The following is a 24814-nucleotide window of genomic DNA, read 5'->3' on the forward strand; positions in this document are numbered from 1 at the left end:
CGGTCCTATCCCACTGCGGCGTACCTCTCGTGCAGTTCGTCGTCGTCCAGTCCGATCGCCACGGGCAGAATGCCCGTGGACTGCTCGTACTCGCTGCGCGCGGTCTCCAGCAGCCGGCGCCAGGACGTGACGGTGGGACGCCTGCGCAACAGTGCGCGGCGCTCCCGCTCGGTCATTCCGCCCCACACGCCGAATTCGACGCGATTGTCCAGCGCATCGGCCAGGCACTCGGTCCGCACCGGACATCCGGTGCACACCGCCTTGGCCCTGTTCTGCGCTGCCCCTTGTACGAACAGTTCATCCGGATCGGTAGTGCGGCAGGCTGCCTGCGCACTCCAGTCGGTTACCCAGCCCATCACGGCGCCGTCCTCTCCCGAATCGAGGCTCCCCCACGGCGGCAGCGGCATATTCACCGCTGCCAGTTGAGGACGTTACGGAAGGTGGCGACAGCACAACACCCCCTTCGGGCCCAATCTTGAATGGCCCGAACGGACTATGCGTATGCGGCAGATCACCCAGGGGAGTGAGGCGAGGGCATACGCGACTATCCCGTCAGAATCGGGACAGTTCACCTGGATCACAACGGACGTTCAATGACACACGAGGCGAATTCGGGAGCGCCTGAGGTCATGGCCGGGACTTGCACGGGGGTTGATACGGAACCGGACTGCTGTGACAGTTGAGAGCAGCTTAGGCCAAGGCATATACGTGTGTCCGGCGAATGAGAACGTAGGCTGCCCCCATGCCAAAGAAGCGCTCGGGCGGGGGTCTCTCGACGACCCAGCAGGCCGCCAAGTTCCTCGGTGTCGCCGCGCTCTCCGGAGTCGTGCTCGCGGGCATCGCGCTGCCGGCCGCCGGAGCACTGGGCCTCGCCACCAAGGGAACGGTCGAGGGATTCGACGAGATCCCGGCCAATCTGAAGACTCCGCCGCTGAGCCAGCGCACCACGATCCTGGACAGCAAGGGCGGAACGATCGCCACGGTGTACTCGCGCGACCGCACGGTGGTCCCGCTGAAGAACATCTCGCCGTACATGCAGAAGGCGATCGTCGCGATCGAGGACGCCCGGTTCTACGAACACGGGGCCGTCGACCTCAAGGGCATCCTGCGCGCACTGAACCGCAATGTGCAGTCGGGCGGGACCGCCGAGGGCGCGTCGACCCTCACTCAGCAGTACGTGAAGAACGTCTTCGTGGAGGAGGCGGGCGACGACCCGGACAAGGTCGCGCAGGCCACCCAGCAGACGATGGGCCGTAAGGTCCAGGAGCTGAAGTACGCGATCCAGGTCGAGGAAGAGCTCGGCAAGAAGAAGATCCTGGAGAACTACCTCAACATCACCTTCTTCGGGCAGCAGGCCTACGGCATCGAGGCCGCCTCCCAGCGCTACTTCTCCAAGTCGGCGAAGGAGCTGACGCTGGAGGAGTCCGCGCTGCTGGCCGGCGTCGTGCAGTCGCCCAGCCGCTACGACCCGGTCAACGACACGGCCGAGGCCACCAAGCGCCGCAACATGGTGCTCCAGCGGATGGCGGACGTCGGGGACATCTCGCGGGCCCAGGCCGACAAGGCGAAGGCGACCCCGATCAAGCTCCGGGTCAAGAAGCCGAAGAACGGCTGCATCACCGCCGTCAGCGGCGCCGGCTTCTTCTGCGACTACGTACGCCACGTCTTCCTCACCGACCCGGTCTTCGGCAAGACCAAGGAGGACCGGGCCAAGATCTGGAACCGCGGTGGCCTGACGATCCGGACGACGCTCGATCCGCAGTCCCAGCAGTCGGTGCAAGCCTCGATCAAGAGCCACGTCTACAAGTCGGACAAGGTCGCGACGGCCGTGACGCTGGTCCAGCCGGGCACCGGCAAGATCATGGGCATGGGCCAGTCCAAGCCGTACGGCTTCGGCACCAACGAGACCCAGTACAACTACTCGGTCGACAAGGCCATGGGCGGCTCCAACTACGGCTTCCCGACCGGTTCGACGTTCAAGCCGTTCGTCGCGGCGGCCGCCATAGCGCAGGGGAAGCCCGCGACCCAGGTCTATTCGTCGCCCTACGAGATGCCCTATCCGACGGTCCAGACCTGCGACAAGCCGTACGTGAACCTGAACGGCGAGCGGGTACCGAACGAGAACGAGTCGGAGCGCGGTCCGTACGCGCTGAAGGAGGCGATGGAGAAGTCCGTCAACACCTACTTCATCCAGATGGTGGAGGACATCGGCCTCTGCCCTGTGGCGAAGATGACCGACAAGCTCGGTGTGGTGCAGGGCAACGGTGAGAAGCTCCCCCAGTCCCCCGCCATCGCGCTCGGCTCGAAGGGGCTGTCCCCTCTGACGATGGCCAGCGCGTACGCCGCCTTCGCCAACCGCGGTACGTACTGCACGCCGGTCGCCATGGAGTCGGTCAGCAAGGCCGACGGCACTACGCTGCCCGTGCCCAAGTCCACCTGTTCGCAGGCGATGTCGCCGACCACGGCCGACACCATCAACACCCTGCTGCGCGGAGTGGTCGACTCCGGTACCGGCCAGGAAGCGGGTCTCCAGAGCCGCGACAACGCGGGCAAGACCGGTACGACCGACGCCCGGAAGAATGCCTGGTTCGTCGGGTACACGCCGAACATGTCCGGCGCGGTGTGGGTCGGCAGCCCGTCCCAGAGCGTCGAGATGGAGCACATCACGATCGGTGGCGTGTACCAGGACAAGGTGTACGGCGGACAGGTTCCCGGACCGATCTGGCGTGACGCGATGACGGGCGCGCTCAATGGGGTGACCGCCCCCTCCTTCAACACCGTCGACATCCCGGACCCGCCGAAGAACGACGAGCCGGACGGGGACAGGGACAAGGGCAAGGGCCACGGCCGGGACAAGGGCAGGCCCGGCGCCGGGGGCAAGAAGCCCGGCGACAAGAGCCCCTTCCCCGGCATCAGCATCTCGCCGGACCTGATCGGCGGGAACAACGGCGGCGGCCACCGCGGCCAGACCAACGGCGGCACACCGGGCCCCTGAGCCACCCGGCTCGGCCCTGGAACGAGGGTGGGGTGCCCGGATCGATCCCGATCCGGGCACCCCACCCTCGTATATGTCTGCGCCGCCATACATGTCTGCGCCGCGCTACCCCTGTCGTACGGGCTCAGCCCGCGAGGAGCTTCTTCACCGAGGCGGCCACCCGGCCGCCGTCGGCGAGCCCGGCCACCTTCGGGTTCACAATCTTCATGACGGCGCCCATCGCGCGCGGTCCCTCGGCCCCGGCGGCCCTGGCCTCCTCGACGGCGGACGCCACGATCGCACCCAGCTCTTCGTCGCTCAGCTGCTTCGGCAGGTACGCGTCGAGAATCTCGCCCTCCGCCTTCTCACGCTCGGCCTGCTCGGTGCGGCCGCCCTGCGCGAAGGCCTCGGCCGCCTCGCGGCGCTTCTTCGCCTCCTTGGCGATCACCTTCTGCACCTCGTCGTCGGAGAGCTCGCGGGCCGTCTTGCCGCTGACCTCCTCCTTCGTGATGGCGGTGAGCGTCAGCCGGAGCGTGGACGAGGTCAGCTCGTCACGCGCCTTCATGGCCGTGGTGAGGTCTTCCTTGAGCTTGGACTTGAGCGTGGTCATGTGCTGATTGTGGCAGGTACGGGGCGACCGGCGCCCGCCGGTTTTCTGTCTGCCGCACGGTATCTGCGACGATGGACGCATGCGCGCACGCTACGGAGTACCCCTGAAAGTCACGGCAGTCGGCGCGGCGATCGGCGCAGCCGGCATCGCCTACGCCGCCGGATTCGAGGCCCGCTCGTTCCGCCTGCGACGGGTCGCCATCCCCGCACTCCCGCACGGGGCACGCCCGTTGCGCGTGCTCCAGGTCTCCGACATCCACATGGTGAGCGGCCAGCGCAAGAAGCGTGCCTGGCTCCAGTCGCTGGCCGGCCTGCGCCCGGACTTCGTCGTGAACACCGGAGACAACCTCTCCGACCCCGAGGGCGTGCCCGAACTGCTCGACGCTCTCGGACCGCTGATGGAGTTCCCGGGGGTGTACGTCTTCGGCTCCAACGACTACTACGGCCCCAAGCTCCGCAACCCCGCCCGCTACCTCCTCGAAAAGACCCGGGGCAAGCACGGCCTCAACGGGAACGCGCCCGCGGTCGGCGTCGTCCACAACCCCTGGGAGCCGATGCGCGACGCCTTCGACGAGGCGGGCTGGCTGGGCCTGTCCAACACCCGCGGCCGCCTCAAGATCGACGGCCTGGAGCTCGCCTTCACCGGCCTGGACGACCCGCACATCAGGCGCGACCGCTACGCGGAGGTGTCCGGCGGCCCCGAGACGGGCGCCGACCTCTCCATCGGCGTGGTCCACGCCCCCTACCTGCGCTCCCTGGACGCCTTCACCCAGGACGGCTACCCCCTGATCCTGGCCGGTCACACCCACGGCGGCCAGCTCTGCATCCCCTTCTACGGAGCCCTGGTCACCAACTGCGACCTGGACACGGACCGGGTCAAGGGCCTCTCCACCCACTCCGTCGACGGCCACCGCGCCTACCTCCACGTATCCGCCGGCTGCGGCACCAACCGCTACACCCCGGTCCGCTTCGCCTGCCCACCCGAGGCGACCCTCCTGACCCTGACGCCCCAGGACTGACCTCCAGGATTGACGCCCCAGGACTGAGGCCCCGCCCGCGGCCCCGGGCTGGGGCCCCGCGCTTCCCCCGTCGGCGGCACAGAAACCGGATTTCGCCTGCGGGCGCGAGTGGGCTAGAGTAATCGATGTCGCCGGGAGACCGGCGGCGATCGGGGTGTAGCGCAGCTTGGCAGCGCGCTTCGTTCGGGACGAAGAGGTCGTGGGTTCAAATCCCGCCACCCCGACAGCTGAAGTACCAGGTCAGGGGCCTGATCCACTTTGTGGATCAGGCCCCTGAGTGGTTTGTGGAGACCGCGCGGGTGCGCCCGAGAGTCACACGAGCCACCAGGAACCCCGCGGGGCCACAGTCAGCGGGTCGTAGGCACGCCACCCTCCCCTCAGGTCGGCTCCGCGTTGCGGTGGCACCTACAACGTCTCCGCATACGACGCCACGAACATTCCAGGTCCCTGTCACCCGGCACGCGACGCCGACGGCTTCAATTACCCATCCGGAAATGCCGACGGCTTCGCAGCGATCAATGCGGCCGAACGGCACGGCTTCAAGTCCGGAGCTCGAGTCTTCTTTGAGGTCGACTTCGACGCGTACGACTACGAAGTCAGTGACAATATCCTTCCCTATTTCAAGGGCATTGAAGATGCCATAGCCATATCGGGAAACTCCTACCGCGTCGGCGTCTACGGGCCGCGCAATGGTGCATCCTCGTTTCCGAAGCGGGCCATGCCACCGCAAGCTTCGTCTCCGACATGTCCAGCGGCTTCTCGGGGAACTACGGCTACCCGCTGCCGCCGAACTGGGCCTACGACCAGATCGTCACCCGGACCCTCGGAACGGGAGACGCCGCCATCAATGTCGACCACGACATTGCCTCCGGCCGCGACATCGGTGAGGGCTCCTTCAACGCGCCGCGAACCGACGGGCCCGACACCGCCTTCACCATGGGCTACTACCAGGTCCTGAACAGCAACATCGGCTCGTACATGCAGTCGATCGGTTTTGCCGATGAGGACGGCAACCGCATCTTAGGGGGAATTGGTGGGGAGTCGGTGAGGTCGACCGGGGGCTCAGGCGGGATTGAGCAGCAGGGTCGGCCGGTCGTCCTTGTTCCGGATGTGGTGGTGGGGCACGGTCGTTGCCCCGGTGCTCAGCTCGGCGGCCAGGCGGCGATGGATGGTCAGCTTCTTCCTGGGTAGGTCCCGGGGGATCGTCCCCCATCTCACGCTCCGCCCGTGTCGGCGGGAGCAGCCGCTTCGGTCCATTCGACGAACTGGACGACGATGCCGTTGGGGTCGGTGACCTGGAAAAGGCGTTCGCCCCATGGTTCTTCGCGTAGCGGCATGGTGATCTCGACGCCCTCGGTGCGCAGCCGCTTCTCCTCGTCCTCTATGCCGTTCAGAGTGAAAGCGAGGATCAGGCCGGAGGCGTGCCGGTCACGCTGGTCGGCCGGCAGGACCTCGGTGCCGCGCTGGAGCAGGACGATGTCCACGCCGGCGTCCTTGCGGGTGAGCGATGCGAATCCGTCGGCGGCTGCCTGCACTTCGTAGGCGAGGTGCGTGGTGAAGAAGTCCTGGGACGCAGCCACGTCGTCGACGGTGAGCGAGACGGTTGAGGTGGTGATCTGCATGGTGGTTCCTCTCGAATCGGCACGGGGAGCCTTGCTGACTACGCGTCAGTGGGTGTTTCTGCGCAGGGCGTTGCATATAGGACGCGCGCCGTTTCGGACTCGGTCGACGCGAGGCGGGGTGAAGCGCCGGGGCGCCCGGAGGGGTTGCCGGCGGGGCCGTTGGCCTGAATCGGCCGCCCGGGCCGCGAGGAACGCCGCGAGATCGATCTTCCGCATGGGCACTTCTTTCCACGAGGGGAAACTTACGACGGATGTAACATTAGATCGAGTGGCGCGAGGGTGTCAACGTAAAAATGCCACGAGGGTAAGATTTCTCCATGGGTATCGACAGCGAAGCGAGGGCGAGTGCCCCGGAGTCCGGACCCCGCACCGATCACACCGAGCCGGTGGGCTTGCGGGAGTCCAAGAAACGGGAGACCCGGCAGCTGATCTCCGACCATGCGACCAGGCTTTTCATCGAGCAGGGCTTCGAGCGGACGACCATCGCGGAGATCGCCGCCGCGGCCCGCGTCGCCAAGAAGACGGTGACCAACTACTTCCCGCGCAAGGAGGACCTGGCCCTCGATCACCAGGAGGACTTCATCGCGAGCCTGGCGGACACCGTGGCCTCCCGGGACAGCGGTGAGTCCGCGCTGTCCGCGCTGTGCCGCGCCTTCGAGACCGCGGTGGCCGCACAGGATCCGGTCTGCGGCTTCGCGGGGCCGGAGTTCTCCCGCATGATCGCGGACAGCCCCACCCTCTCGGTCTGCCTGCGCGGCCTGCACGACCAACGCGAGGAAGCGCTGGCCGACGCACTCGCCGAGGCCACCGGCTCCACTCCCGACGACATCACCACGCGGACCGCCGCGACCCTGTTCGGCGCCGTGCACCGCACCCTGTTCCGGCGCATCCAGGACCTCACACTCACCGGCCGTACCAACCCCGAAATCGCCGGCATCGTCGCGGAGGAAGCGGCCCGCGCCTTCGACGTACTCGAACCAGCCCTCGCCGACTACGCCGTGGCCTGACCCTCACCAGTGGCACGGGAGGCACCATGGACGGTGTCATCGCCGGGGTGCCGCCCAGCGCCGCAGGACCGGCCGGCCGGACCACGCCGTATCGGCCCGCGCCGCCCTTGACGTGGCCGCGCCGGGTCTCGAGTGAGCCCGGCGTCGAAGCACCCGCGCCGCCCTCGACCTCGCCGCAGCCCGCGTACGGGCCGTCTTCCCCAGCCGATGCCGCCCCGTACGAGTGAGCGCGTGACCTGGAGGGACAGGCAGGAGCCGGGCTCGGTCGTCGTGGACAGTCGCACCCGGCGACAGCCACCCGGAATGCACCTTTCTTACCCACATGCGAGTCTGGTGATGGCCCATCGTCCGAGATCCGCAACAGGAGGCACGATCGTGGGCAAGAAGCAGAGTCGGCAGAACCGCGGTGCCCGCACCGGCGGCCACGAACGCAGCACTGCTCCGGAGCCGAAGGAGCAGACGCAGCCAACGGCAGCCCAGGACACGGTGCACGCGATCTCAGAACAGGTCTCCCACCGGAAGCAGCGGAGGTTCGGCCACAACTGATCCTCGGATAACCAGGACAACCGCCCTCCGCGGTGGCACCCACTTTGTGGGTTTGCCGCCGCGGAGGGCGGTTTCTTTTTGTGGGCACCCATCGAAGGGGTCGCCGTAAAAGGGCCCGCCTGGAGGGGCAGCGGCTTCTAGAGCCCATCTGAAGGGGCGGCGGTTTCCAGGGCCCATCTGAAGGGGCCACCCGGGGGAGCTCCCAAGTAGTACCGCCCACACCCTGTCCGCGCGCCGCGTGTGCTCTCCGCGTGCGCCACCCATGAACCCCGCGGACCCCCGCACACCCCCGTGGACCCCCGTGGCCCCCCACGCTCCCCCTGCACTCCCTCTGCGCACCCCCGCGACCACACCCGACCTCCCGGCGTCACACCACCCATTCGAGGTGCGGCCGGAGGTTTATCTACGCGCGGAGCTACGATGCCCGAACGATCATTCGGGCATATCAGACCAGTTCTTCCGCAGCTATTACCGGCCGGTACCGATAGCTGCTAGAAACGTGGCGCTCAATCAACCCCCCACCCACCCCCCACACTTCGGAGGGCTGACAGCCATGTCAGTACGGAGATTCTGGGCGTCCGCATCCACTCTGGTCCTCGCCGCCGTAGCCGCGCTGGGCGTTGCCCAGCCGGCTTCGGCCAACTCCTCGGCCGCCGCCGATGGTTACGTCGCTCTCGGCGACTCGTACTCCTCCGGCGTCGGCGCAGGAAGCTATCTGTCCGACAGCGGCGACTGCCGCCGCAGCACCAACGCCTACCCCTACCTCTGGGCGGCTGCGAACTCGCCGTCCTCCTTTGCCTTCGTGGCCTGTTCGGGCGCCACGACCAGTTCGGTCGCCGGAACCCAGCTGGGGGCGTTGAACTCGTCCACCGGCCTGGTCAGTGTCACCGCAGGCGGCAATGACGTTGGCTTCGCCGATGTCATGCAGGACTGCGTGCTGTCCGGTGAGGCCACCTGCCTCAGCAGCATCGGGTCGGCCGTTTCGCAGATGCAGAACTCCCTGCCTTCCGGCCTGAGTTCGCTCTACGGCTCCATCCGGTCGCGGGCCCCGCAGGCCCGTGTCGTGGTGCTGGGCTACCCGCGCTTTTACCAGCTCAGCGGCAGCTGCATCGCCGGGCTCTCGGAGAAGGAACGGGCGGCGATCAACAACGCTTCCGACGTGCTGAACGGAGTCATCGCCAAGCAGGCGGCCGACGCCGGATTCACGTTCTCAAGCGTGGTCGACGAGTTCACCGGGCACGAGCTGTGCTCCGGTGACGCGTGGCTGCACAGCGTGTCGATCCCCGTCTACAACTCGTACCACCCCAAGGCCGCCGGTCAGTCCGGCGGTTACCTTCCGGCCTTCCGCTCGGCCGCGTAGGACGCGGACGACGGAGGTGCAGAAAGTGCGGCGGACCGCCGGGGATCATCCCGGCCGTCCGCCGCACTGCTGCCACGGTGCGGTCAGACGGGGGCCGGCGCTGCGTCCGGCCGGTGCAGGGTCAGGGCGGCGAACGCGGCGAGTACGGCGGTGGCGGCGGCCACCCACCAGCCGTGGCGGAACGCGTCGAGCACCGCGCCCGGTCCGTCCGGCGCACCGAGCAACGTGACCATCAGCGCCACCCCCAGCACCGAACCCGTCTGGCGGGCCATCGTGGTGACGGCCGATCCGGTGGCGAAACGGGTGGGCGGGAGGGCCGCCGCGGCCGCGCCGACCAGGGTGGTCAGGGCCAGGCCCACGCCGATGCCGGTGATCATCATGCCCGGCAAGAAAGCGCTCGCGTAGTGCGGAGCCGTGTCGAGCGCGACGGCCCACCAGGCGAGCCCGCAGCCGAACAGCAGGCAGCCGAGCGCCGCCGTGCGGCCCGCCCCGAGCCGGCGGACGACCGGTCCCGAGAGGACGGCGAGCACCGGCACGACCAACGGCCCCGGTGCGATGGCGAGTCCGGTACGGATCGCCGAGTACCCCCACACCTGCTGGCACCAGAGCACCGAAGTCAGCAGCATCGCCGCGAACGCGACGGTGAAGAGCAGCGCCGCGAGGGTGGCCGTCGCGAAGACCCGGGAACGCAGTATCGGCAGTTCGACGACCGGGGCCGGGTGCCGGGCGGACCGTATCCAGAAGCCTGCGGCGAGGACGGCCGTCGCGATCAGCGGAACCAGGACTCCGGGCGAACTCCAGCCCCAGGCATCTGCCTTGACCAGGGCGAGTGCCAGCGCGGCGATCGCGAGGGTGAGGAGCACCGCCCCGACCAGGTCGGGAAAGGGGCCCTCGCGGTGCGGGCGGGAATCGGGGAGCAGCCGGGCGCCCGCGAGCAGCCCGATCACGCCGACCGGCACATTGACGAGGAAGACCCAGCGCCAGTCGGCCTCCACGAGCACGCCCCCGACCACCGGACCGAGGCCGGCCGCGATGCCGCCGATCGCCGCCCAGCTCCGGATGGCCCTGGGACGGCGCTCTGCCGGTGTGTTGACGAGCAGGAGCGCGAGGGACGTCGGCATGAGCGCCGCGGCTCCGGCGGCCTGCAGCGCGCGGGCGGCCACCAGCCAGCCGACGCCCGGGGCCACGGCGCAGAGCGCGGAGGCGGCGGTGAAGACCGCCAGCCCGAGGAGGAAGCCGCGGCGGTGACCGTACCGGTCGGCGAGCCTGCCCGCGACGACCAGCAGGGCGGCGAAGACGATCGCGTACGCGTTGAGCACCCAGGACAGCGAGGAGAGCGAGCTGCCGTCGAAGGCGTCGCCGAGGGCCGGGACCGCGACGTTGACGATGAACAGGTCGAGATTCACGACGAAGACACCGGCCGCGATGATCCAGACAGAGGCACGGGAGGAGGAGGCGGGAGGGGAAGCGGAAGGGGCCGGAGCGGCTCCGTGAGCGGCCGCCGCGTCGCCCCCGGAGACGAGTGAGTTTGATTTTCCAACTGTCATGGCCGCAAGGTAGCGCCAGTGAGTTTGAGATGGCAACCTTGTGGTGATGAGTGCCGCACAGGAACCCCACGCCCCGACCGCCGCGACGGTCACGCTGCCCGGCCGGCCCTGCTCGGCCGCCGCCACGCTGCATGTGGTGGGTGAGAAATGGGCGCTGCTCGCGGTGCGCGAGATCTTCTTCGGCAACCACCGGTTCGAGGCGATCGCCCGTAACACCGGCGCGCCCCGCGACCGTCTCGCGGCGCGGCTTCGCTCGCTGGAGCAGGCAGGAGTGGTCGAGCGGCGGCCCTACAACGAGCGCCCGCCGCGGTACGAGTACCACCTGACCGAATCCGGACGCGATCTCGCGCCGGTCATCCGGGCCCTGCTGGACTGGGGCGACCGGTGGGTGCTGGAGGACCGGCCGGTGGTCATGGTCCACGAGTCGGCCGCGGACGCCCGGACGTCCGGGGACGCCCGTACTCCCGGGGGTACGCAGCCGCCCGCGCACGATCTCGATGCGGCGTGGATCTGCCGCACCTGCGGCGAGGAAGTCGTGATGAACACGCTGACGGTCGACGTCCGCGCCCCGGGGTGGGACCGCTCGGGCCCCAGGGAGCCGGGCCCGTCCGACGTCTGAGCACTGGGGCGGCGCCTGGGCGCGAGATCGACACCGCGCAGTACGAGGCCGACGCCGCCCAGTACAGGATCGACGCCGCGCCGTACGAGGCCGGCAGGGGGCAGTACGAGGCCGACAGGGATCAGTCGGCAGGCAGGAGGATCAGTACCGCTCGACGAGGTGCTCCCGGCCCGCCGGGGGCTCGTACGGCTCGGGCCAGAAGTCGGTGATCTCGCTGATCCGCCCCGTCGCGTCGAACACGAAGAAGTGGACGGCGGGCAGCTCCTCGGCACCGACTGTGAAGCGCGTACGGGCGGCCGCCTGCCGCCCCTCGCCATCGGCCACCACGCGCTCTACGCGGACCCGCCACTCCCCCGGGTACTCCCGGTTGAACCGCAGGTACCGCTCCTTCCCGCGAATGCGTTCGCGGGTCTGCGGCAGGTCGTACAACACTTCGTCGGCGAGCGTCGCGGCGAAGGCGTCCCAGTCGCGGGTGTCGGCCGCGCTCCAGTACGTCTCCACCGCGGCGCGCAGATCGGCAGTCGTTGTCATGGTTCCGAGTCTGAACCCCACCACTGACAATCGGCTCCTGTTCAGGAATCGGCTGCCCTCGACGCCTTGATGGAGTACATCAGCGGGATGCGCGGCCGGTCCGCCGGGAAGCGGTAGAAGCCGTCGCTCTGCCGTTCCAGCGTCGGGAAGCGGGCGAAGAGCGAGGCGTCGTGCTCGTGCAGGAACTCGATCCGCAGCCCGGCGGCGGCCAGTGCCGACACCACCTCGCCGATCGGGTGCTGCCATTCGACGCTGCGGTTGTGGACGGTGGGCGCGTCGAAGTCCGCGTACGTGCCCGGCGTCTCGTCCACCCACGCGTCGCGGCTGAAGTAGTCGTGCTCGACCTTCGTCCCGGTGGCGTCGTCGAGGCAGTCCGTCATCGGATGGAATTCCGCGAGGTAGAGGAATCCGCCGGGCGCCACGAGCGATGCGGCGGTCTCGGCCCAGCGGCGGGTGTCGGGCAGCCAGTTCAGCGCGCCGATGCCGGTGTAGACGATGTCGTACGACGAATCGGGGACGGCTTCCGCGGCGTCGTGGACGTCGGCCGCGACGAACGCCGCCCGGTCCTGGCCGAGCCCGAGCTCGCGGGCCAGGGCGCGCGCGGTCTCGACGGCCGGTTCGGAGAAGTCCAGGCCGACGACCTGTGCGGCGCCGTGCCGGGCCCAGGAGAGGGTGTCGACGCCGATGTGGCACTGGAGGTGCAGCAACGACTTGCCGGTGACGTCCCCGACCTCGGCGAGTTCGAAGTCGCGCAGGGCGTCCTTCCCGGCTCGGAACGATTCGAGGTCGTAGAAGTCGCTCGTGGCGTGTATCGGGACGCGCTCGTCCCAGTGCGCACGGTTTGCCTCGTGCCAGTCGGCAGGGGTCGGTACATGCATGACGGGAGGTTATCCACAGGCTGAGGACGAAGCGAACGGATTGTCGGCGTTCCGACGCAGAATGGGGGACATGACTGAGATCACTGGCTCGACGACGGACCTTTCCGCCCAGGCCCCCGCTGCCGCGGCGGCCGCTTCCACACCGAAGTGGGAGCAGCGCTTCCGGGCGCCACGGGTGTCGTTGCCCGACTGGGCGGAGGACGCCCCCGACCGCGCGCTGTTCGTCTCCAACGCCACGGGTACGTACGAGCTGTACGCGTGGGACCGCGCCACCGGCGAGCAGCGCCAGGTGACCGACCGGCCGAACGGCACGACGGACGGGGTGCTGACGCCCGACGGGGAGTCGGTCTGGTGGTTCAGCGACACCGACGGCGACGAGTTCGGGGTGTGGATGCGCCAGCCGTTCCACGGCGGCCGGGACGGGCAGTCGGGTGACGAGCCGGCCGCGCCCGGTCTCGGCGCTTCGTACCCGGCCGGGCTCGCGATCGGGCGGGACGGCACGGCGGTGGTCGGCCGCTCGACCGACGACGACGGGACGACGGTCCATGTCGTGCGGCCCGGTGCGGCTCCCGTGGAGATCTACCGCCACCGCGAGTCGGCGGGCGTCGGTGACCTCAGCCACGACGGGACACTGATCGCCCTGGAGCACACCGAGCACGGCGACGCGATGCACCCCGCGCTGCGCGTGGTGCGGCCGGACGGGACGACGGTCGGCGAACTGGACGACACGGAGGGCGGCACGAAGGAGCTGGGCCTGTCCGTGCTGGGCTTCGCCCCCGTGGCCGGGGATCCGCGGCTCCTGGTCGGGCACCAGCGGCGGGGTCGCTGGGAGCCGATGATCTGGGATCCGACGACCGGCACGGAGACGGAGCTGGCGATCGATCTGCCCGGCGATGTGGTCGCCGAGTGGTATCCGGACGCCTCCGCGCTGCTGGTGGTGCACGAGTTCGAGGCCCGCAGCGAGCTGTGGCGGTACGAGCCGGAGGCGGGCGGCGCACCCGTCCGGGTGGAGACCCCCGCGGGTTCGGTGTCGGGTGCCACGGCCCGGCCTGACGGCACGGTGGAGTACCTGTGGTCCTCGGCCGCGCAGCCACCCGTCGTCCGGTCGACATCGGGTGCGGTGGTGCTCGATCCGCCCGGCCTGAAGGCTCCGGCGTCCGTTCCGGTGGAGGACGTGTGGGTGGACGGGCCCGGGGGGCGCGTCCATGCTCTCGTCCAGCGGCCGGCCGGCCCGGCGGAGGGGCCGTTCCCCACCGTCTTCGAGATCCACGGCGGTCCGACCTGGCACGACAACGACGCCTTCGCCTCCGGCCCCGCCGCCTGGGTGGACCACGGCTACGCGGTCGTCCGGGTCAACTACCGCGGTTCCACCGGATACGGCCGCGCCTGGACAGACGCGCTCAAGCACCGGGTCGGCCTGATCGAGCTGGAGGACATCGCCGCAGTACGGGAGTGGGCGGTGAAGTCCGGCCTCGCGGACCCGGAGAAGCTGGTCCTGGCGGGCGGTTCCTGGGGCGGCTATCTGACCCTGCTCGGCCTCGGTACACAGCCGGACGACTGGGCCCTCGGCCTGGCGGCGGTCCCGGTCGCCGACTACGTCACGGCGTATCACGACGAGATGGAGAACCTGAAGGCGATGGACCGCACGCTGTTGGGCGGCACACCGGAGGAGGTCCCCGAGCGCTTCGAGGCGTCGTCCCCGCTGACGTACGTGGACGCGGTCCGGGCGCCGGTCTACATCTCGGCGGGCGTCAACGACCCGCGCTGCCCGATCCGCCAGGTCGAGAACTACGTCGACCGGCTGAAGGACCGGGACGCGGTGCACGAGGTGTACCGGTACGACGCGGGACACGGTTCGCTCGTCGTGGAGGAGCGGATCAAGCAGGTCCGCCTGGAACTGGAATTCGCCCGGCGCCACCTGGCCACGGGGACGGACCCGTCCGCCGCGTAGCGGGCAGACCGCCGGGGGCCTGTTCCGTCCGTACGGGGGCCTGCTCCGTCCGGTGCGGGGCCTGTTCCGTCCGGTACGGGGGGGGCGGCCCCGTACCGGGGGGCGGGGGCGCAGGTGCGGGCGGCGGGTACGCAGGTACGCGGGTGCGGGACCCAGGTACGGGTACCGGGGCGGGTACGCAGCCCGAAAACGAGGGCAGGGGTGGAGTAGGGACGGGTACGGCGACAGGACCGGCGCCAGCACCGGGGTGAGGATCGGAGCCAGGACCGGAGCTGGCGCCGGGGCCACGGCCGGGGGTCAGCGCCGGGCCGGGGCCAGGACCGGAGTCAGCGCCAGCGGCTGGCCGGGCTCAGGGCCGGGACCACGGCCGAGGGTCGGCGCCGGGGCCGGAGCCAGCGCCTGGGGGCGGGACCGGGGCCAGGGTCATGCCAGGCTCAGCGCCGGGGCCAGGACCAAGGTCAGGACCGGGGTCAACGCCGGGACCACGGCCGGGGCTCAGCGCCGGGGCCAGGACCGGGCTCAGCGCCGCGGCCAAGACCGGGCTCGGCGTCGGGGGCAGGGCCGGGCTCAGCGCCGGGACCACGGCCGGGGCTCGGCGCCGGGGCCAGGACCGGGCTCAGCGCCGCGGCCAAGACCGGGCTCGGCGCCGGGACCACGGCCGGGGCTCAGCGCCGCGGCCAGCACCGGGCTCAGCGCCGCGGCCAAGACCGGGCTCGGCGTCGGGGGCAGGGCCGGGGCACGGTCGTCAGGCGGCACCCCGCTCCGGGCCACCGGAGCGGGGACCGTACCGTGGAGGGGTGTACCGGTTCCTGCTGACCCCGCGATGGTGGGGGATCAACCTCTTCGTCGTGCTGGCCATCCCGTTCTGCGTGTTCATGGGCACCTGGCAGCTCGGCCGCTTCGAGGACCGCGTGCAGACGCACGACGCCGCCGAGAAGCAGCCCGCCCCCGGCACCAGGCCCGCCAAGCCGATCGACGATCTGCTCCCCGTCGACACGGTGACCTCCGGCCGCCCCGCCACCGCCACCGGCCGGTACGCCGATCAGTTCCTGGTGCCCGGACGGAAGTTGGACGACAGGAGCGGCTTCTATGTCCTGGACATGCTCCGTACGGACAGTGGCAAGGCCCTGCCGGTGGTACGCGGCTGGCTGCCCGGCAAGCCCGGCGGGACCTCCGTGCCCGCCGCGCCGACCGGCAAGGTCACGGTGACCGGTGACCTGCAGGCGTCCGAGAACGCGGGGACCACGGGCGTCGAGGCGACGGGCGGGCTCCCCGACGGCCAACTGGGTATGATCAGCGCCGCGTCGCTGATCAATCTCGTCCCGTACGACGTCTACGACGCATGGGTGACGCTCCAGGACACGGGGGCCGGCGAGCTGCGTCCCGTTCCGGCCGCCGCGGCGCAGGGCACCGGGCTCGACCTGAAGGCGTTCCAGAACCTCGGCTACACCGGTGAGTGGTTCGTCTTCGCCGGGTTCGTGCTCTTCATGTGGTTCCGGCTGGTCCGCCGCGAGGCCGAGGCGGCCCGCGACCTGCAACTCGGCCTGGTGGACGAAGCAGCAGCCGCTCCTGAAACGGAGCCCGAGAAAGCGGCAGAGCCCGGCAAGGACGCTGTGGGCACGGTCACGGTCACAGGCACAGGGTCCGGCGCCGTCTGAGACACGGACGACGCGGGGGCTCGGACGGTACGGACATACGCGAGGGGCCCGGCGGATCGGTGATCGATCCGGTGGGCCCCTCGCGTCATGTCTCGGTCTGTCCCGCCCGCCCCCGCTGCCACGTCACGTCGCGGGAGCCAGCACCCCGGTCCGGTAGATCGTGCCCGAGCAGGCGTTGGCGATCTTCGTCTCCGCGACCGGCGCCCCGGGCTCCGGCGTGTGCATCACCGCGACGCTGCCGTCCTGCGTACTGCCGCCGTCCTCGCTGCCGAACTGCGTGACCGTCTCCGACGTCCCGTCGCCGCTCCCCGTGCCGGCACCGGCGGCCGCCGCGCCACTCGCGCCGCCCGCACCGCCCGCGTCGTCGGTCGGCGTCGGGCTCGGCGAGCCGCCGACGGTCGGGCAGGTGTCCTTCGGCACCCAGGCGAACTTCACCTCGTACGACATCGACGGCTTCAGCAGCACCGTCTCCTGCTCCTGCGAGGGGTCGGGCAGTCCGGCCGCCGCGTCGCCCGCGGTGTGCTGGACGACCGCGATCCGGGCCGGGTCGGCCGCACCGATCGCCTGGAAGCCCACGCTGCCGCTGCTGCTCACCGAGCAGTCCGTGCCGGAGACGTTGGAGATCCGGAAGGTGCCGTAGACCGTGCCGTCGGCACCGGCCGCACCGGTCTCGGCCGAGGCGACACCGAGCTGTCCCGGGTCGCAGGTCCGCATCGCGACCACCGCCGAGCCGGACGGGTCGGCGACCCCGCCGGACAGGTTGCCGTCGGCACCCTGGCCCCGGCTGTCGGAGGGGCTGCTTGTGCTGGTGGGATGGTCCCGGCCACCATCGGCCTGCCCATCGGTGTTGCCGCTGCTGCCCTTCCCGCCGGACTGCGATTCGGTGTCGGTGCCGTTGCCGCCCTGCGCCTGCTCGCCGTGCCCGGCTATCGCGGGATTGGCGGTGTTCGAACCGTCGGAGTTCGCGACATGGACGAAGGCGGGGACCGCGGTGCCGATGAGCAGTGCCGCGGCCGCCAGTCCGACGACGGCCTGGCGTCGCTTGGCGCGCCGGGCGGGAACCGCGCGCTGCAGATGGTCGAGCGTGCCGTCGCTGGGCTCGATGCTCCGGACGGCGCCCTGCAGCATGCGGCGCAGTGCGACCTCGTCGAGATCCGTGCCGACACCGGCACCCGCGCCGCCGCCGGGACCGGCACCCGAGTCGGCACCGGGACCGCCGTCCCCACCGGCCCCCGAGCCGAAGAGGCTGCTCAGACTGCCGAGCTCGGCAGTCTCGCCGGCCTCAGAAGCCCGGTCGGCCCCACCAGCCCGGTCGGCCCCACCAGCCCGGTCGGCCTCATCAGCCCTGGTGGCTCTGATGGCCCGGCCGGCCCCGCCAGGGCCACCAGCCCCGTCAGCTCCGGACACAGCCCCATCAGCCCCATCAGCCCCATCAGCACCGTCAGCTCCGTCGGCTCCGGTCGCCCCCGCCGTTCCAGGGTCGTGGTTCACAATTCCGTTTCCAGTCCGGTCATTCCGACGCTCACGCCGATGCTCCCGTTCGGGGCCGTTCTCGCCCTCGGGGCCGTTCCCGTACTCGCGCCGGCTCATCCCTGCGCCTCCATCACGACGCGCAGCGCCGCGATCCCGCGGGAGCCGTAGGCCTTGACCGAGCCCAGGGATATCCCGAGCGTCTCGGCCACCTGGACCTCCGTCATGTCCGCGAAGTAGCGCAGCACCAGCACCTCCCGCTGGCGCCGTTGCAGCCCCCGCATCGCCTTGATCAGCGCGTCCCGCTCCAGCTGGTCGTACGCGCCCTCCTCCGCGCTCGCCATGTCTGGCATGGGCTTGGAGAGCAGCTTCAGCCCGAGGATGCGGCGGCGCAGCGCGGAGCGCGAGAGGTTGACGACGGTCTGGCGCAGATACGCGAGCGTCTTCTCCGGGTCCCGCACCCGGTTGCGCGCCGAGTGCACCCGGATGAACGCCTCCTGCACCACGTCCTCGCAGGAGGCCGTGTCGTCCAGGAGCAGAGCCGCGAGCCCGAGCAGCGAGCGGTAATGGGCCCGATAGGTCTCGGTGAGATGGTCGACCGTGGTTCCGGCAGCCACGGCCTCCTCAGCGCCCTCGCGCTGCGCGGGCAGCCGTGCGGGACGCGCAGCGGGCATGGGCGCAATCACCGGCATACCGCCGGGTGCGCGGGGCCGTCGGAGCGGACGCACCGAAGCGCCGCGCAAGGGGCCCACCACTGTGATATCGAGAACCTCTGCCACGCCAGTTGGACACGTTTCCCCCCATCAGGGTTGTACGCGCGCGGCACCGCGTTCGCCGCTGTGCGACATGCCCTCATACGTACCTGCACTTCCCCGAAAACCCTGAATGCCCCGAATTTTTCGCCCCGCCGCGCCAGAGGTGACCGCATAGACGCGTAGTCCCCGGTCGGCGGTTGCAGCAGGCCGAAAGTCATCGTCGGATACCCCGACACCCCATCTCAAGAGGTTGAGACCTTCAACTTACTCACAGGACGTTCACAGAGAGTACAAAACAGGTTCGATCAGGACCGAGGGAACTCCGCGGCCACCGATTCGGCGATCTGTGCCACGTTCAGCGCCGCCCCCTTGCGGAGGTTGTCGCCGCAGACGAAGAGCTCCAGACCCCGGGGATCGTCCAGTGACCTGCGCACTCGTCCCACCCAGGTCGGATCGGTGCCGACGACGTCGGACGGTGTCGGGAAGTCTCCCGCCGCCGGGCTGTCGTAGAGGACCACGCCCGGCGCCGTCGCCAGGATCTCGTGGGCCCGGTCGACCTCGATCTCGTTCTCGAACCGGGCGTGCACGGACATCGAGTGCGTCGCGATGACGGGCACGTACACACAGGTCGCCGCGACCCGCAGACCCGGCAGGTCCAGGATCTTGCGGCACTCCTCGCGGATCGCCAGTTCCTCGGAGGACCAGCCGTCCCCGGCATCGGTGCCGGCCCAGGGCACCACGTTGAGGGCGACCGGGGCGGCGAAGGGGCTGCCCTCGGTGTCCCCCAAGGCCCTGCGTACGTCCCCCGGGTTCGTGCCCAGTTCCGTACCGGCGACCAGCGACAGTTGTTCGCGCAGCGCGGCGACGCCGTCCCGGCCCGCCCCGCTCACCGCCTGGTAGGAGGAGACGACCAGCTCCCGTACGCCGAACTCGGCGTGCAGCGCCCCCACCGCGACGATCAGCGCGAGGGTCGTGCAGTTGGGGCTCGCGACGATGCCGCGTGGCCTGATCCGTACGGCGTGCGGATTGATCTCGGGCACGACCAGCGGAACGTCCGCGTCCAGCCGGAACGCGGCGGAGTCGTCGATGACGACCGCGCCCTTGGCGGCGGCGATCGGCGCCCACTGCGCGGACACCTCGTCGGGCACCAGGAACAGCGCCACGTCGATGTCGTCGAAGACGTCCTCGTCGAGCTGGAGGACCTCGCTCTCCTCGCCGCGCACGACCAGCTTGCGGCCGGCCGAACGCGGCGAGGCGATCAGCTTCACCTCGCCCCAGACATCCGCGTGCTGCGAAAGGATCTGGAGCATGACGCCGCCGATCGCCCCGGTCGCTCCGACGACCGCGAGCGAAGGGCGGCGCGCGGTCATCGGCCGGTGCCCCCGTAGACGACGGCCTCGTCGGAGTCGCTGTCGAGACCGAAGGCGGTGTGCACGGCGCGCACGGCCTCGATGACGTCGTCGGCGCGGGTGACCACCGAGATGCGGATCTCGGACGTCGAGATCAGCTCGATGTTCACACCGGCGTCCGACAGCGCCTCGAAGAAGCCCGCCGTGACACCCGGGTTGGTCTTCATGCCGGCGCCGACCAGGGAGATCTTCGCGATCTGGTCGTCGTAGCGCAGCGACTCGAAGCCGATGGTGCCGCGGTTGCGCTCCAGGGCGTCGATGGCCTTGCGGCCCTCGGCCTTCGGCAGCGTGAACGAGATGTCGGTCAGACCGGTCGACGCGGCGGAGACGTTCTGCACCACCATGTCGATGTTGATCTCCGCGTTCGCGATGGTGCGGAAGATCGCGGCGGCCTCGCCCGGCTTGTCGGGAACGCCGACGACGGTGATCTTGGCCTCGGAGACGTCATGGGCGACTCCGGAGATGATCGCGTGCTCCACCTTCTGGTCCCCTTGCGGCTCGTTGCTGACCCAGGTTCCGCGCAGTCCGGAGAAGGACGAGCGGACATGGATCGGAATGTTGTAGCGGCGTGCGTACTCCACGCACCGGTGCAGCAGCACCTTGGAGCCGGACGCGGCCAGCTCCAGCATGTCCTCGAAGGAGATCCAGTCGATCTTCCGGGCCTTCTTCACGACCCGCGGGTCGGCGGTGAAGACACCGTCCACATCGGTGTAGATCTCACAGACCTCGGCGTCCAGCGCGGCCGCGAGCGCGACGGCGGTGGTGTCGGACCCGCCGCGGCCGAGGGTGGTGATGTCCTTCTTGTCCTGGGACACACCCTGGAACCCCGCGACGATCGCGATGTTCCCCTCGTCCAGCGCCGTACGGATACGGCCCGGCGTCACATCGATGATGCGCGCTTTGTTGTGGACCGAGTCGGTGATGACGCCTGCCTGGCTGCCGGTGAACGACTGGGCCTCGTGGCCCAGGTTTTTGATCGCCATCGCCAGCAGGGCCATGGAGATCCGCTCTCCGGCGGTCAGCAGCATGTCGAACTCACGCCCGGCAGGGATCGGGGATACCTGCTCGGCGAGATCGATCAACTCGTCCGTCGTGTCGCCCATCGCTGACACCACGACAACCACTTGGTTGCCGTTCTTCTTGGCATCGACGATTCGCTTGGCGACGCGCTTGATGCCCTCGGCATCGGCTACGGAGGAGCCTCCGTACTTCTGCACGACAAGGCCCACGTGCGCTCCTCGCTCAGTCCATTACTGCGGTCGGCTCAGTTTAACGAGCAGTCCGGAATCGCCCCGCTGATACCACATGGTGAGATGTCCCGCTCAGCACGTGATCATCGGCGTGTCGCTCCGGACCGCTCGTACAGGTGTGCTGCCCGCCGAATCGGCTCGCATGCCGTATGTGGTCCAGCCCACACGCCTGGCGGTCCGGCTCCACGATTCACCGGCCCCGCACCTCTAGCGTGAACCGGAACCCGACCATCCGCCCACCGGAGGCCCGCCATGCGCAAGCCGCTGCGCGCACTGCCCCTGTTCCTGGCCCTCGCCGCGCTCCCCCTGACCGCGTCCCCCGCCCATGCGGGCACCACCTGCTTCGCCACCCACGCCGACGCCCCGGTCTACGCGGGCGCCAACCCTGTCCCGACACCGTCCGACATCGTCGGCTACCTGGACCCGGGCATCCCGGTGAACGCCACCCGCCAGGGCGCGGACGAGCTGTGGCGCGTATCGCGCACGGACAACGGCGCGCCGCTGGGCTTCATGCGCGACGGCGACCTGCGGTGCGACGGGGGCTGAGCAGCCGTCCCGCGCTACTGCACCGGCCGCAGCCCCAGCGGTCCCGCGATCTCCTCGGCCATCACCCGGCCGGCCTCCTCGGCGAGGTCGTCGTCGAGGGTCTCCGTGTCGGTGTCCAGGCCGTCCAGCTCCTGGAGGGGCTGGTTGAGCCGGATGTGGGCGATCAGGGACTGGAGGGCGCGCAGGGTGGCGGAGGCGGTGGAGCCCCAGTTGGAGAAGTAGGAGAACTGCCACCACCACAGGGCCTCGGTGGTGCGGTCCTCCTCGTAGTGGGCCAGGCCGTGGCGCAGGTCGGTGACCAGGTCGGCCAGGTCGTCGGAGATCCGGGCCGGGACCGGGGCCTTGCGGGGCTCGTACGGGTCGAAGACCTCGGAGTAGACATCGATCGGCTCCAGCAGGGCGGCGAACCGCTCGCGCAGCCCGTCGGCGTCCGGCTCCGCGCCCAGGTCCGGCTCGTAGCGCTCGTCGGGGACGATGTCCTCGTACGCGCCGAGCCGGCCGCCCGCCAGCAGGAGCTGGGAGACCTGGAGCAGCAGGACGGGGACGGCCTCCTCCGGCTCCTCGACCTTGGACACCTCGGTCACCGCGACGATGAACGTCTTGATCTGATCGGCGATCTGGACGGCGAAGTCGTCCGGGTCCTGCGTGACGGAGTTCAGCGTGGCGTCAGACATCGAGGGGACCTCCCGTGGGCACGGTCGCGAACGGTGAGTAGAACATAGCGTCGCTGAACGTAAAGCCGCCGTGAGTCGCGAGAACGGTCCTCGAAACGGTCACGGGAAGAACATCGGAAGACGTAAAGGCGTCACACATCAAGCAGGCGTCACACATCGAGCAGGCGCCTCCCCTCGAAGGCGCGGCCCAGGGTGACCTCGTCCGCGTACTCCAGGTCGCCGCCGACCGGCAGACCGCTGGCCAGCCTGGTGACCCGCAGGCCCATCGGCTTGACCATCCGCGCCAGGTACGTCGCGGTGGCCTCGCCCTCCAGGTTGGGGTCGGTCGCCAGGATCAGTTCCGTGATCGAGCCGTCGGCGAGGCGGGCGAGCAGCTCGCGGATGCGCAGATCGTCCGGGCCGACGCCCTCGATCGGGCTGATCGCGCCGCCGAGCACGTGGTACCGGCCCCGGAACTCACGGGTCCGCTCGATCGCGACGACGTCCTTGGGCTCCTCGACGACGCAGATCACCGAGTGGTCCCGGCGCGTGTCCCGGCAGATGTTGCACTGCTCCTGCTGAGCGACGTTGCCGCAGACCGAGCAGAACCGGACCTTGTCCTTGACCTCCAGGAGGGCATGGGCGAGGCGGCGCACATCGGTCGGCTCGGCCTGCAGGATGTGGAAGGCGATCCGCTGCGCGCTCTTGGGACCGACGCCGGGCAGCCTGCCCAACTCGTCGATGAGGTCCTGAACCACGCCTTCGTACAACGGGAACGCCTTCCTTTCCTGTCCTTGGGAGCCGAGCCGGCCCTGTCCTTGGGAGCCGAGCCGGAGGATTCAGCGGGTCAGAAGGGGAGGCCGGGCATGCCGCCCAGGCCCTGGGCCAGCGGGCCCAGCTTCTGCTGCTGGAGCTGCTGCGCGTTCTCGTTCGCGGCCTGGACGGCGGCGACGACGAGGTCCGCGAGCGTCTCGGTGTCCTCCGGGTCGACGGCCTTCGGGTCGATCACCAGATTGCGGAGCTCGCCGGAACCGGTCACGGTCGCCTTCACGAGACCGCCACCCGCCTGACCCTCGACCTCGGTCCTGGCCAGTTCCTCCTGGGCCGCGGCGAGGTCCTGCTGCATCTTCTGGGCCTGCTGAAGCAGTTGCTGCATATTGGGCTGACCACCACCGGGAATCACGGTCACTCCTGGCAATTCGACGACAAAATGTTTCGGTACGCCGAGCCTACGTGGTCACCGGGCAGCTCGCCCCACCCACTGGCGGGCAACTCTTTCGAGTGAGTTTCAGGCAGCCCTTGCCGGCCTCCTATACCTGATCACAGGCCCTGCGCACCCGGGAATACCGCGTTTTCTACCCCATGGCCCACCATTCGGCGGTAGGAAGGGCGTGCACATCAGGTCACACAGGCGCACCGGTCGTCACGCAAGGTTACCTACGCGGGACTGTCGGCCACGCCGGAGAGCAGTGAGCACCCCGCCGTCGAAACACATCGCCGTTTCAGGCATCGCTACGCAGAATGCAGAGGAGTACCCGGTGAGTCAGCCGGAGATGCAGCCCGAGGGGCCGCCCCGCAACGAGCCCGGTCCGGCCGGCTCGACCGGTTCCTCCGGTTCGGACTCCGCCGCACGCGGCCGGGATACCCGGGGCGGGGGCGGCCGGGGCGGGGATCTGACCGGTAGGCCGTTCCCGCTCGGCGACTGGGGCGAACCCGCCGACCGCCTCGACGAGCTGTACCGCTGGGTCGAGGCCGACGCGCTGCGCACCGCCGACTGGTACCTGAACGACCGGGTGCGCAAGCGCCGCGGCGCCAGGGCGCTGCGGATCGGCACCGCGATCGGGACGGTCGCGGGCACCGCGCTGCCGTTGCTCGATCTGACCGGGGCGCTGCCCGGGGCGGCGGGCTGGGGCTATCTGTCGCTGCTGCTGGGCGCCGCGTGCATGGCGTGCGACCGGTACTTCGGTCTCACCTCCGGCTGGATAAGGAATCTCGCCACCGCCCAGGCCATCCAGCGGCGTCTCCAGGTGCTGCAGTTCGACTGGGCGTCGGAGTGCGTACGGGAGATGCTCGGCCCGACCGAGGGGACGGCCAGCGAGGCGGCCGAGCGGTGCCTGGGGGTGCTGCGGCGGTTCTCGGAGGACGTCACGGAGCTGGTGCGCACCGAGACCGCGGACTGGATGGTGGAGTTCCGGGCCGGGCCCGCGCCGATGGGGATGCAGGCGCTGTCCTCGGGCACCGGGAACAGCGGGCGTTCGGATCAGGGGGTGCTGTCGGGGCGGTTCCCGCTCCAGACGATGACCCGGCCGAACATGCCGCGCCAGCGCCCGCCGGAGTCACCGCGATGACCGCCGGGGCCGCCGCGATATCCGCCGGGGCCGCCGCGACGACCCCGGCGGACGCCGGTCGG

23 protein-coding genes, 1 tRNA gene and 1 pseudogene are annotated in these 24814 nt (G+C 70.0%); 12 read left to right on the forward strand and 13 right to left on the reverse strand.

The window, feature by feature from the left end:
* Positions 1-5: 5 nt before the first annotated feature.
* Entirely contained in the window at positions 6-356 is a 351-nt protein-coding gene (locus tag ABZ622_RS14050; RefSeq protein WP_176740522.1) for a WhiB family transcriptional regulator, read from the reverse strand.
* Positions 357-742: 386 nt separating this feature from the next.
* Between ABZ622_RS14050 and ABZ622_RS14055 the strand changes: the two genes are divergently transcribed.
* Positions 743-2995 (forward strand): transglycosylase domain-containing protein, encoded by a 2253-nt coding sequence (locus ABZ622_RS14055; RefSeq protein ID WP_360542771.1) that lies wholly within the window; start codon positions 743-745, stop codon positions 2993-2995.
* 124 nt (positions 2996-3119) lie between these two features.
* On the opposite strand, the gene ABZ622_RS14060 is transcribed toward ABZ622_RS14055, so the two are convergent.
* The gene (locus ABZ622_RS14060) at positions 3120-3584 is read right to left on the reverse strand and encodes a GatB/YqeY domain-containing protein (protein WP_124719564.1); all 465 of its coding nucleotides are present in this window, start codon (positions 3582-3584) and stop codon (positions 3120-3122) included.
* Positions 3585-3663: 79 nt separating this feature from the next.
* Here ABZ622_RS14060 and ABZ622_RS14065 point away from each other — a divergent pair, with 79 nt between their 5' ends.
* The 3 genes and pseudogenes from ABZ622_RS14065 to ABZ622_RS14075 form a co-directional block, all read left to right on the forward strand.
* Complete coding sequence (locus ABZ622_RS14065) at positions 3664-4602, forward strand: metallophosphoesterase (protein WP_360542773.1); 939 nt, start codon at positions 3664-3666, stop codon at positions 4600-4602.
* 150 nt (positions 4603-4752) lie between these two features.
* A tRNA-Pro gene (locus ABZ622_RS14070) sits at positions 4753-4826 on the forward strand.
* Positions 4827-5062: 236 nt separating this feature from the next.
* Positions 5063-5613 (forward strand): annotated as a pseudogene (locus ABZ622_RS14075) (glycoside hydrolase domain-containing protein); the annotation flags it as partial.
* Positions 5614-5816: 203 nt separating this feature from the next.
* Here ABZ622_RS14075 and ABZ622_RS14080 read toward each other — a convergent pair.
* Positions 5817-6224 carry a VOC family protein gene (locus ABZ622_RS14080; RefSeq protein WP_360542775.1) on the reverse strand — a complete coding sequence of 136 codons (408 nt, stop codon included), beginning with the start codon at positions 6222-6224 and terminating at the stop codon, positions 5817-5819.
* Positions 6225-6541: 317 nt separating this feature from the next.
* On the opposite strand from ABZ622_RS14080, the gene ABZ622_RS14085 reads away from it, so the two are divergent.
* The 3 genes from ABZ622_RS14085 (at position 6542) to ABZ622_RS14095 (ending at position 9137) form a co-directional block, all read left to right on the forward strand.
* The gene (locus ABZ622_RS14085; RefSeq protein WP_360542777.1) at positions 6542-7231 is read left to right on the forward strand and encodes a TetR/AcrR family transcriptional regulator; all 690 of its coding nucleotides are present in this window, start codon (positions 6542-6544) and stop codon (positions 7229-7231) included.
* 375 nt (positions 7232-7606) lie between these two features.
* The gene (locus ABZ622_RS14090) at positions 7607-7777 is read left to right on the forward strand and encodes a hypothetical protein (RefSeq protein WP_360542779.1); all 171 of its coding nucleotides are present in this window, start codon (positions 7607-7609) and stop codon (positions 7775-7777) included.
* A gap of 553 nt (positions 7778-8330) precedes the next feature.
* Positions 8331-9137: an SGNH/GDSL hydrolase family protein gene (locus ABZ622_RS14095; protein ID WP_360542781.1), complete on the forward strand. Its 807-nt coding sequence runs from the start codon at positions 8331-8333 to the stop codon at positions 9135-9137.
* An 83-nt stretch (positions 9138-9220) separates the two neighbouring features.
* Here ABZ622_RS14095 and ABZ622_RS14100 read toward each other — a convergent pair whose 3' ends face one another.
* Positions 9221-10684, reverse strand: a complete 1464-nt coding sequence (locus ABZ622_RS14100) for an MFS transporter (RefSeq protein WP_360542783.1) — start codon at positions 10682-10684, stop codon at positions 9221-9223.
* Between the two features lie 46 nt (positions 10685-10730).
* On the opposite strand from ABZ622_RS14100, the gene ABZ622_RS14105 reads away from it, so the two are divergent.
* Positions 10731-11303 carry a helix-turn-helix domain-containing protein gene (locus ABZ622_RS14105; protein ID WP_360542785.1) on the forward strand — a complete coding sequence of 191 codons (573 nt, stop codon included), beginning with the start codon at positions 10731-10733 and terminating at the stop codon, positions 11301-11303.
* Positions 11304-11444: 141 nt separating this feature from the next.
* Here the strand turns inward: ABZ622_RS14105 and ABZ622_RS14110 are convergent, their stop codons facing one another.
* Entirely contained in the window at positions 11445-11834 is a 390-nt protein-coding gene (locus ABZ622_RS14110; RefSeq protein ID WP_360542787.1) for a nuclear transport factor 2 family protein, read from the reverse strand.
* A gap of 41 nt (positions 11835-11875) precedes the next feature.
* The gene (locus ABZ622_RS14115; RefSeq protein ID WP_360542789.1) at positions 11876-12712 is read right to left on the reverse strand and encodes a methyltransferase domain-containing protein; all 837 of its coding nucleotides are present in this window, start codon (positions 12710-12712) and stop codon (positions 11876-11878) included.
* Between the two features lie 61 nt (positions 12713-12773).
* On the opposite strand from ABZ622_RS14115, the gene ABZ622_RS14120 reads away from it, so the two are divergent.
* Together ABZ622_RS14120 and ABZ622_RS14125 are read left to right on the forward strand one after the other, a co-directional pair.
* Positions 12774-14663 carry a prolyl oligopeptidase family serine peptidase gene (locus tag ABZ622_RS14120; RefSeq protein ID WP_360542791.1) on the forward strand — a complete coding sequence of 630 codons (1890 nt, stop codon included), beginning with the start codon at positions 12774-12776 and terminating at the stop codon, positions 14661-14663.
* Between the two features lie 797 nt (positions 14664-15460).
* The gene (locus ABZ622_RS14125) at positions 15461-16321 is read left to right on the forward strand and encodes an SURF1 family protein (RefSeq protein WP_360542793.1); all 861 of its coding nucleotides are present in this window, start codon (positions 15461-15463) and stop codon (positions 16319-16321) included.
* A 123-nt stretch (positions 16322-16444) separates the two neighbouring features.
* On the opposite strand, the gene ABZ622_RS14130 is transcribed toward ABZ622_RS14125, so the two are convergent.
* From ABZ622_RS14130 to ABZ622_RS14145, 4 genes are all read right to left on the reverse strand, one after another.
* Positions 16445-17911 (reverse strand): hypothetical protein, encoded by a 1467-nt coding sequence (locus ABZ622_RS14130; protein ID WP_360542795.1) that lies wholly within the window; start codon positions 17909-17911, stop codon positions 16445-16447.
* On the reverse strand, positions 17908-18483 hold the full coding sequence (locus ABZ622_RS14135) for a SigE family RNA polymerase sigma factor (protein ID WP_342286556.1): 576 nt from the start codon (positions 18481-18483) through the stop codon (positions 17908-17910). Before ABZ622_RS14135 ends, ABZ622_RS14130 begins: the two co-directional genes overlap by 4 nt.
* Before the next feature lie 368 nt (positions 18484-18851).
* On the reverse strand, positions 18852-19916 hold the full coding sequence (locus ABZ622_RS14140; protein ID WP_360542798.1) for an aspartate-semialdehyde dehydrogenase: 1065 nt from the start codon (positions 19914-19916) through the stop codon (positions 18852-18854).
* Entirely contained in the window at positions 19913-21184 is a 1272-nt protein-coding gene (locus tag ABZ622_RS14145; RefSeq protein ID WP_266915004.1) for an aspartate kinase, read from the reverse strand. Before ABZ622_RS14145 ends, ABZ622_RS14140 begins: the two co-directional genes overlap by 4 nt.
* A gap of 273 nt (positions 21185-21457) precedes the next feature.
* Between ABZ622_RS14145 and ABZ622_RS14150 the strand changes: the two genes are divergently transcribed.
* The gene (locus tag ABZ622_RS14150) at positions 21458-21751 is read left to right on the forward strand and encodes a hypothetical protein (protein ID WP_360542800.1); all 294 of its coding nucleotides are present in this window, start codon (positions 21458-21460) and stop codon (positions 21749-21751) included.
* 14 nt (positions 21752-21765) lie between these two features.
* Here the strand turns inward: ABZ622_RS14150 and ABZ622_RS14155 are convergent, their stop codons facing one another.
* From ABZ622_RS14155 to ABZ622_RS14165, 3 genes are all read right to left on the reverse strand, one after another.
* A complete protein-coding gene (locus tag ABZ622_RS14155) occupies positions 21766-22425 on the reverse strand; it encodes a DUF5063 domain-containing protein (RefSeq protein WP_266731732.1) in 660 nt (219 codons plus the stop codon).
* Positions 22426-22574: 149 nt separating this feature from the next.
* Entirely contained in the window at positions 22575-23174 is a 600-nt protein-coding gene (recR, locus tag ABZ622_RS14160) for a recombination mediator RecR (protein ID WP_266915002.1), read from the reverse strand.
* Between the two features lie 77 nt (positions 23175-23251).
* Entirely contained in the window at positions 23252-23587 is a 336-nt protein-coding gene (locus tag ABZ622_RS14165) for a YbaB/EbfC family nucleoid-associated protein (RefSeq protein WP_072487886.1), read from the reverse strand.
* A gap of 355 nt (positions 23588-23942) precedes the next feature.
* Between ABZ622_RS14165 and ABZ622_RS14170 the strand changes: the two genes are divergently transcribed.
* Positions 23943-24752 (forward strand): SLATT domain-containing protein, encoded by an 810-nt coding sequence (locus tag ABZ622_RS14170; protein ID WP_360542803.1) that lies wholly within the window; start codon positions 23943-23945, stop codon positions 24750-24752.
* The last annotated feature ends 62 nt before the right edge of the window (positions 24753-24814 follow it).

The organism is Streptomyces sp. NPDC007164, assembly GCF_040634135.1.
Taxonomy (GTDB): Bacteria; Actinomycetota; Actinomycetes; order Streptomycetales; family Streptomycetaceae; genus Streptomyces; species Streptomyces sanglieri.

Bases quoted from the DNA above. Each gene is read 5' to 3' on its own strand.
- ABZ622_RS14050 (WP_176740522.1), bottom strand. From the start codon at position 356: ATGGGCTGGGTAACCGACTGGAGTGCGCAGGCAGCCTGCCGCACTACC.
- ABZ622_RS14055 (WP_360542771.1), top strand. From the start codon at position 743: ATGCCAAAGAAGCGCTCGGGCGGGGGTCTCTCGACGACCCAGCAGGCC.
- ABZ622_RS14060 (WP_124719564.1), bottom strand. From the start codon at position 3,584: ATGACCACGCTCAAGTCCAAGCTCAAGGAAGACCTCACCACGGCCATG.
- ABZ622_RS14065 (WP_360542773.1), top strand. From the start codon at position 3,664: ATGCGCGCACGCTACGGAGTACCCCTGAAAGTCACGGCAGTCGGCGCG.
- ABZ622_RS14080 (WP_360542775.1), bottom strand. From the start codon at position 6,224: ATGCAGATCACCACCTCAACCGTCTCGCTCACCGTCGACGACGTGGCT.
- ABZ622_RS14085 (WP_360542777.1), top strand. From the start codon at position 6,542: ATGGGTATCGACAGCGAAGCGAGGGCGAGTGCCCCGGAGTCCGGACCC.
- ABZ622_RS14095 (WP_360542781.1), top strand. From the start codon at position 8,331: ATGTCAGTACGGAGATTCTGGGCGTCCGCATCCACTCTGGTCCTCGCC.
- ABZ622_RS14100 (WP_360542783.1), bottom strand. From the start codon at position 10,684: ATGACAGTTGGAAAATCAAACTCACTCGTCTCCGGGGGCGACGCGGCG.
- ABZ622_RS14105 (WP_360542785.1), top strand. From the start codon at position 10,731: ATGAGTGCCGCACAGGAACCCCACGCCCCGACCGCCGCGACGGTCACG.
- ABZ622_RS14110 (WP_360542787.1), bottom strand. From the start codon at position 11,834: ATGACAACGACTGCCGATCTGCGCGCCGCGGTGGAGACGTACTGGAGC.
- ABZ622_RS14115 (WP_360542789.1), bottom strand. From the start codon at position 12,712: ATGCATGTACCGACCCCTGCCGACTGGCACGAGGCAAACCGTGCGCAC.
- ABZ622_RS14120 (WP_360542791.1), top strand. From the start codon at position 12,774: ATGGGGGACATGACTGAGATCACTGGCTCGACGACGGACCTTTCCGCC.
- ABZ622_RS14130 (WP_360542795.1), bottom strand. From the start codon at position 17,911: ATGAGCCGGCGCGAGTACGGGAACGGCCCCGAGGGCGAGAACGGCCCC.
- ABZ622_RS14135 (WP_342286556.1), bottom strand. From the start codon at position 18,483: ATGCCGGTGATTGCGCCCATGCCCGCTGCGCGTCCCGCACGGCTGCCC.
- ABZ622_RS14140 (WP_360542798.1), bottom strand. From the start codon at position 19,916: ATGACCGCGCGCCGCCCTTCGCTCGCGGTCGTCGGAGCGACCGGGGCG.
- ABZ622_RS14150 (WP_360542800.1), top strand. From the start codon at position 21,458: ATGCGCAAGCCGCTGCGCGCACTGCCCCTGTTCCTGGCCCTCGCCGCG.
- ABZ622_RS14155 (WP_266731732.1), bottom strand. From the start codon at position 22,425: ATGTCTGACGCCACGCTGAACTCCGTCACGCAGGACCCGGACGACTTC.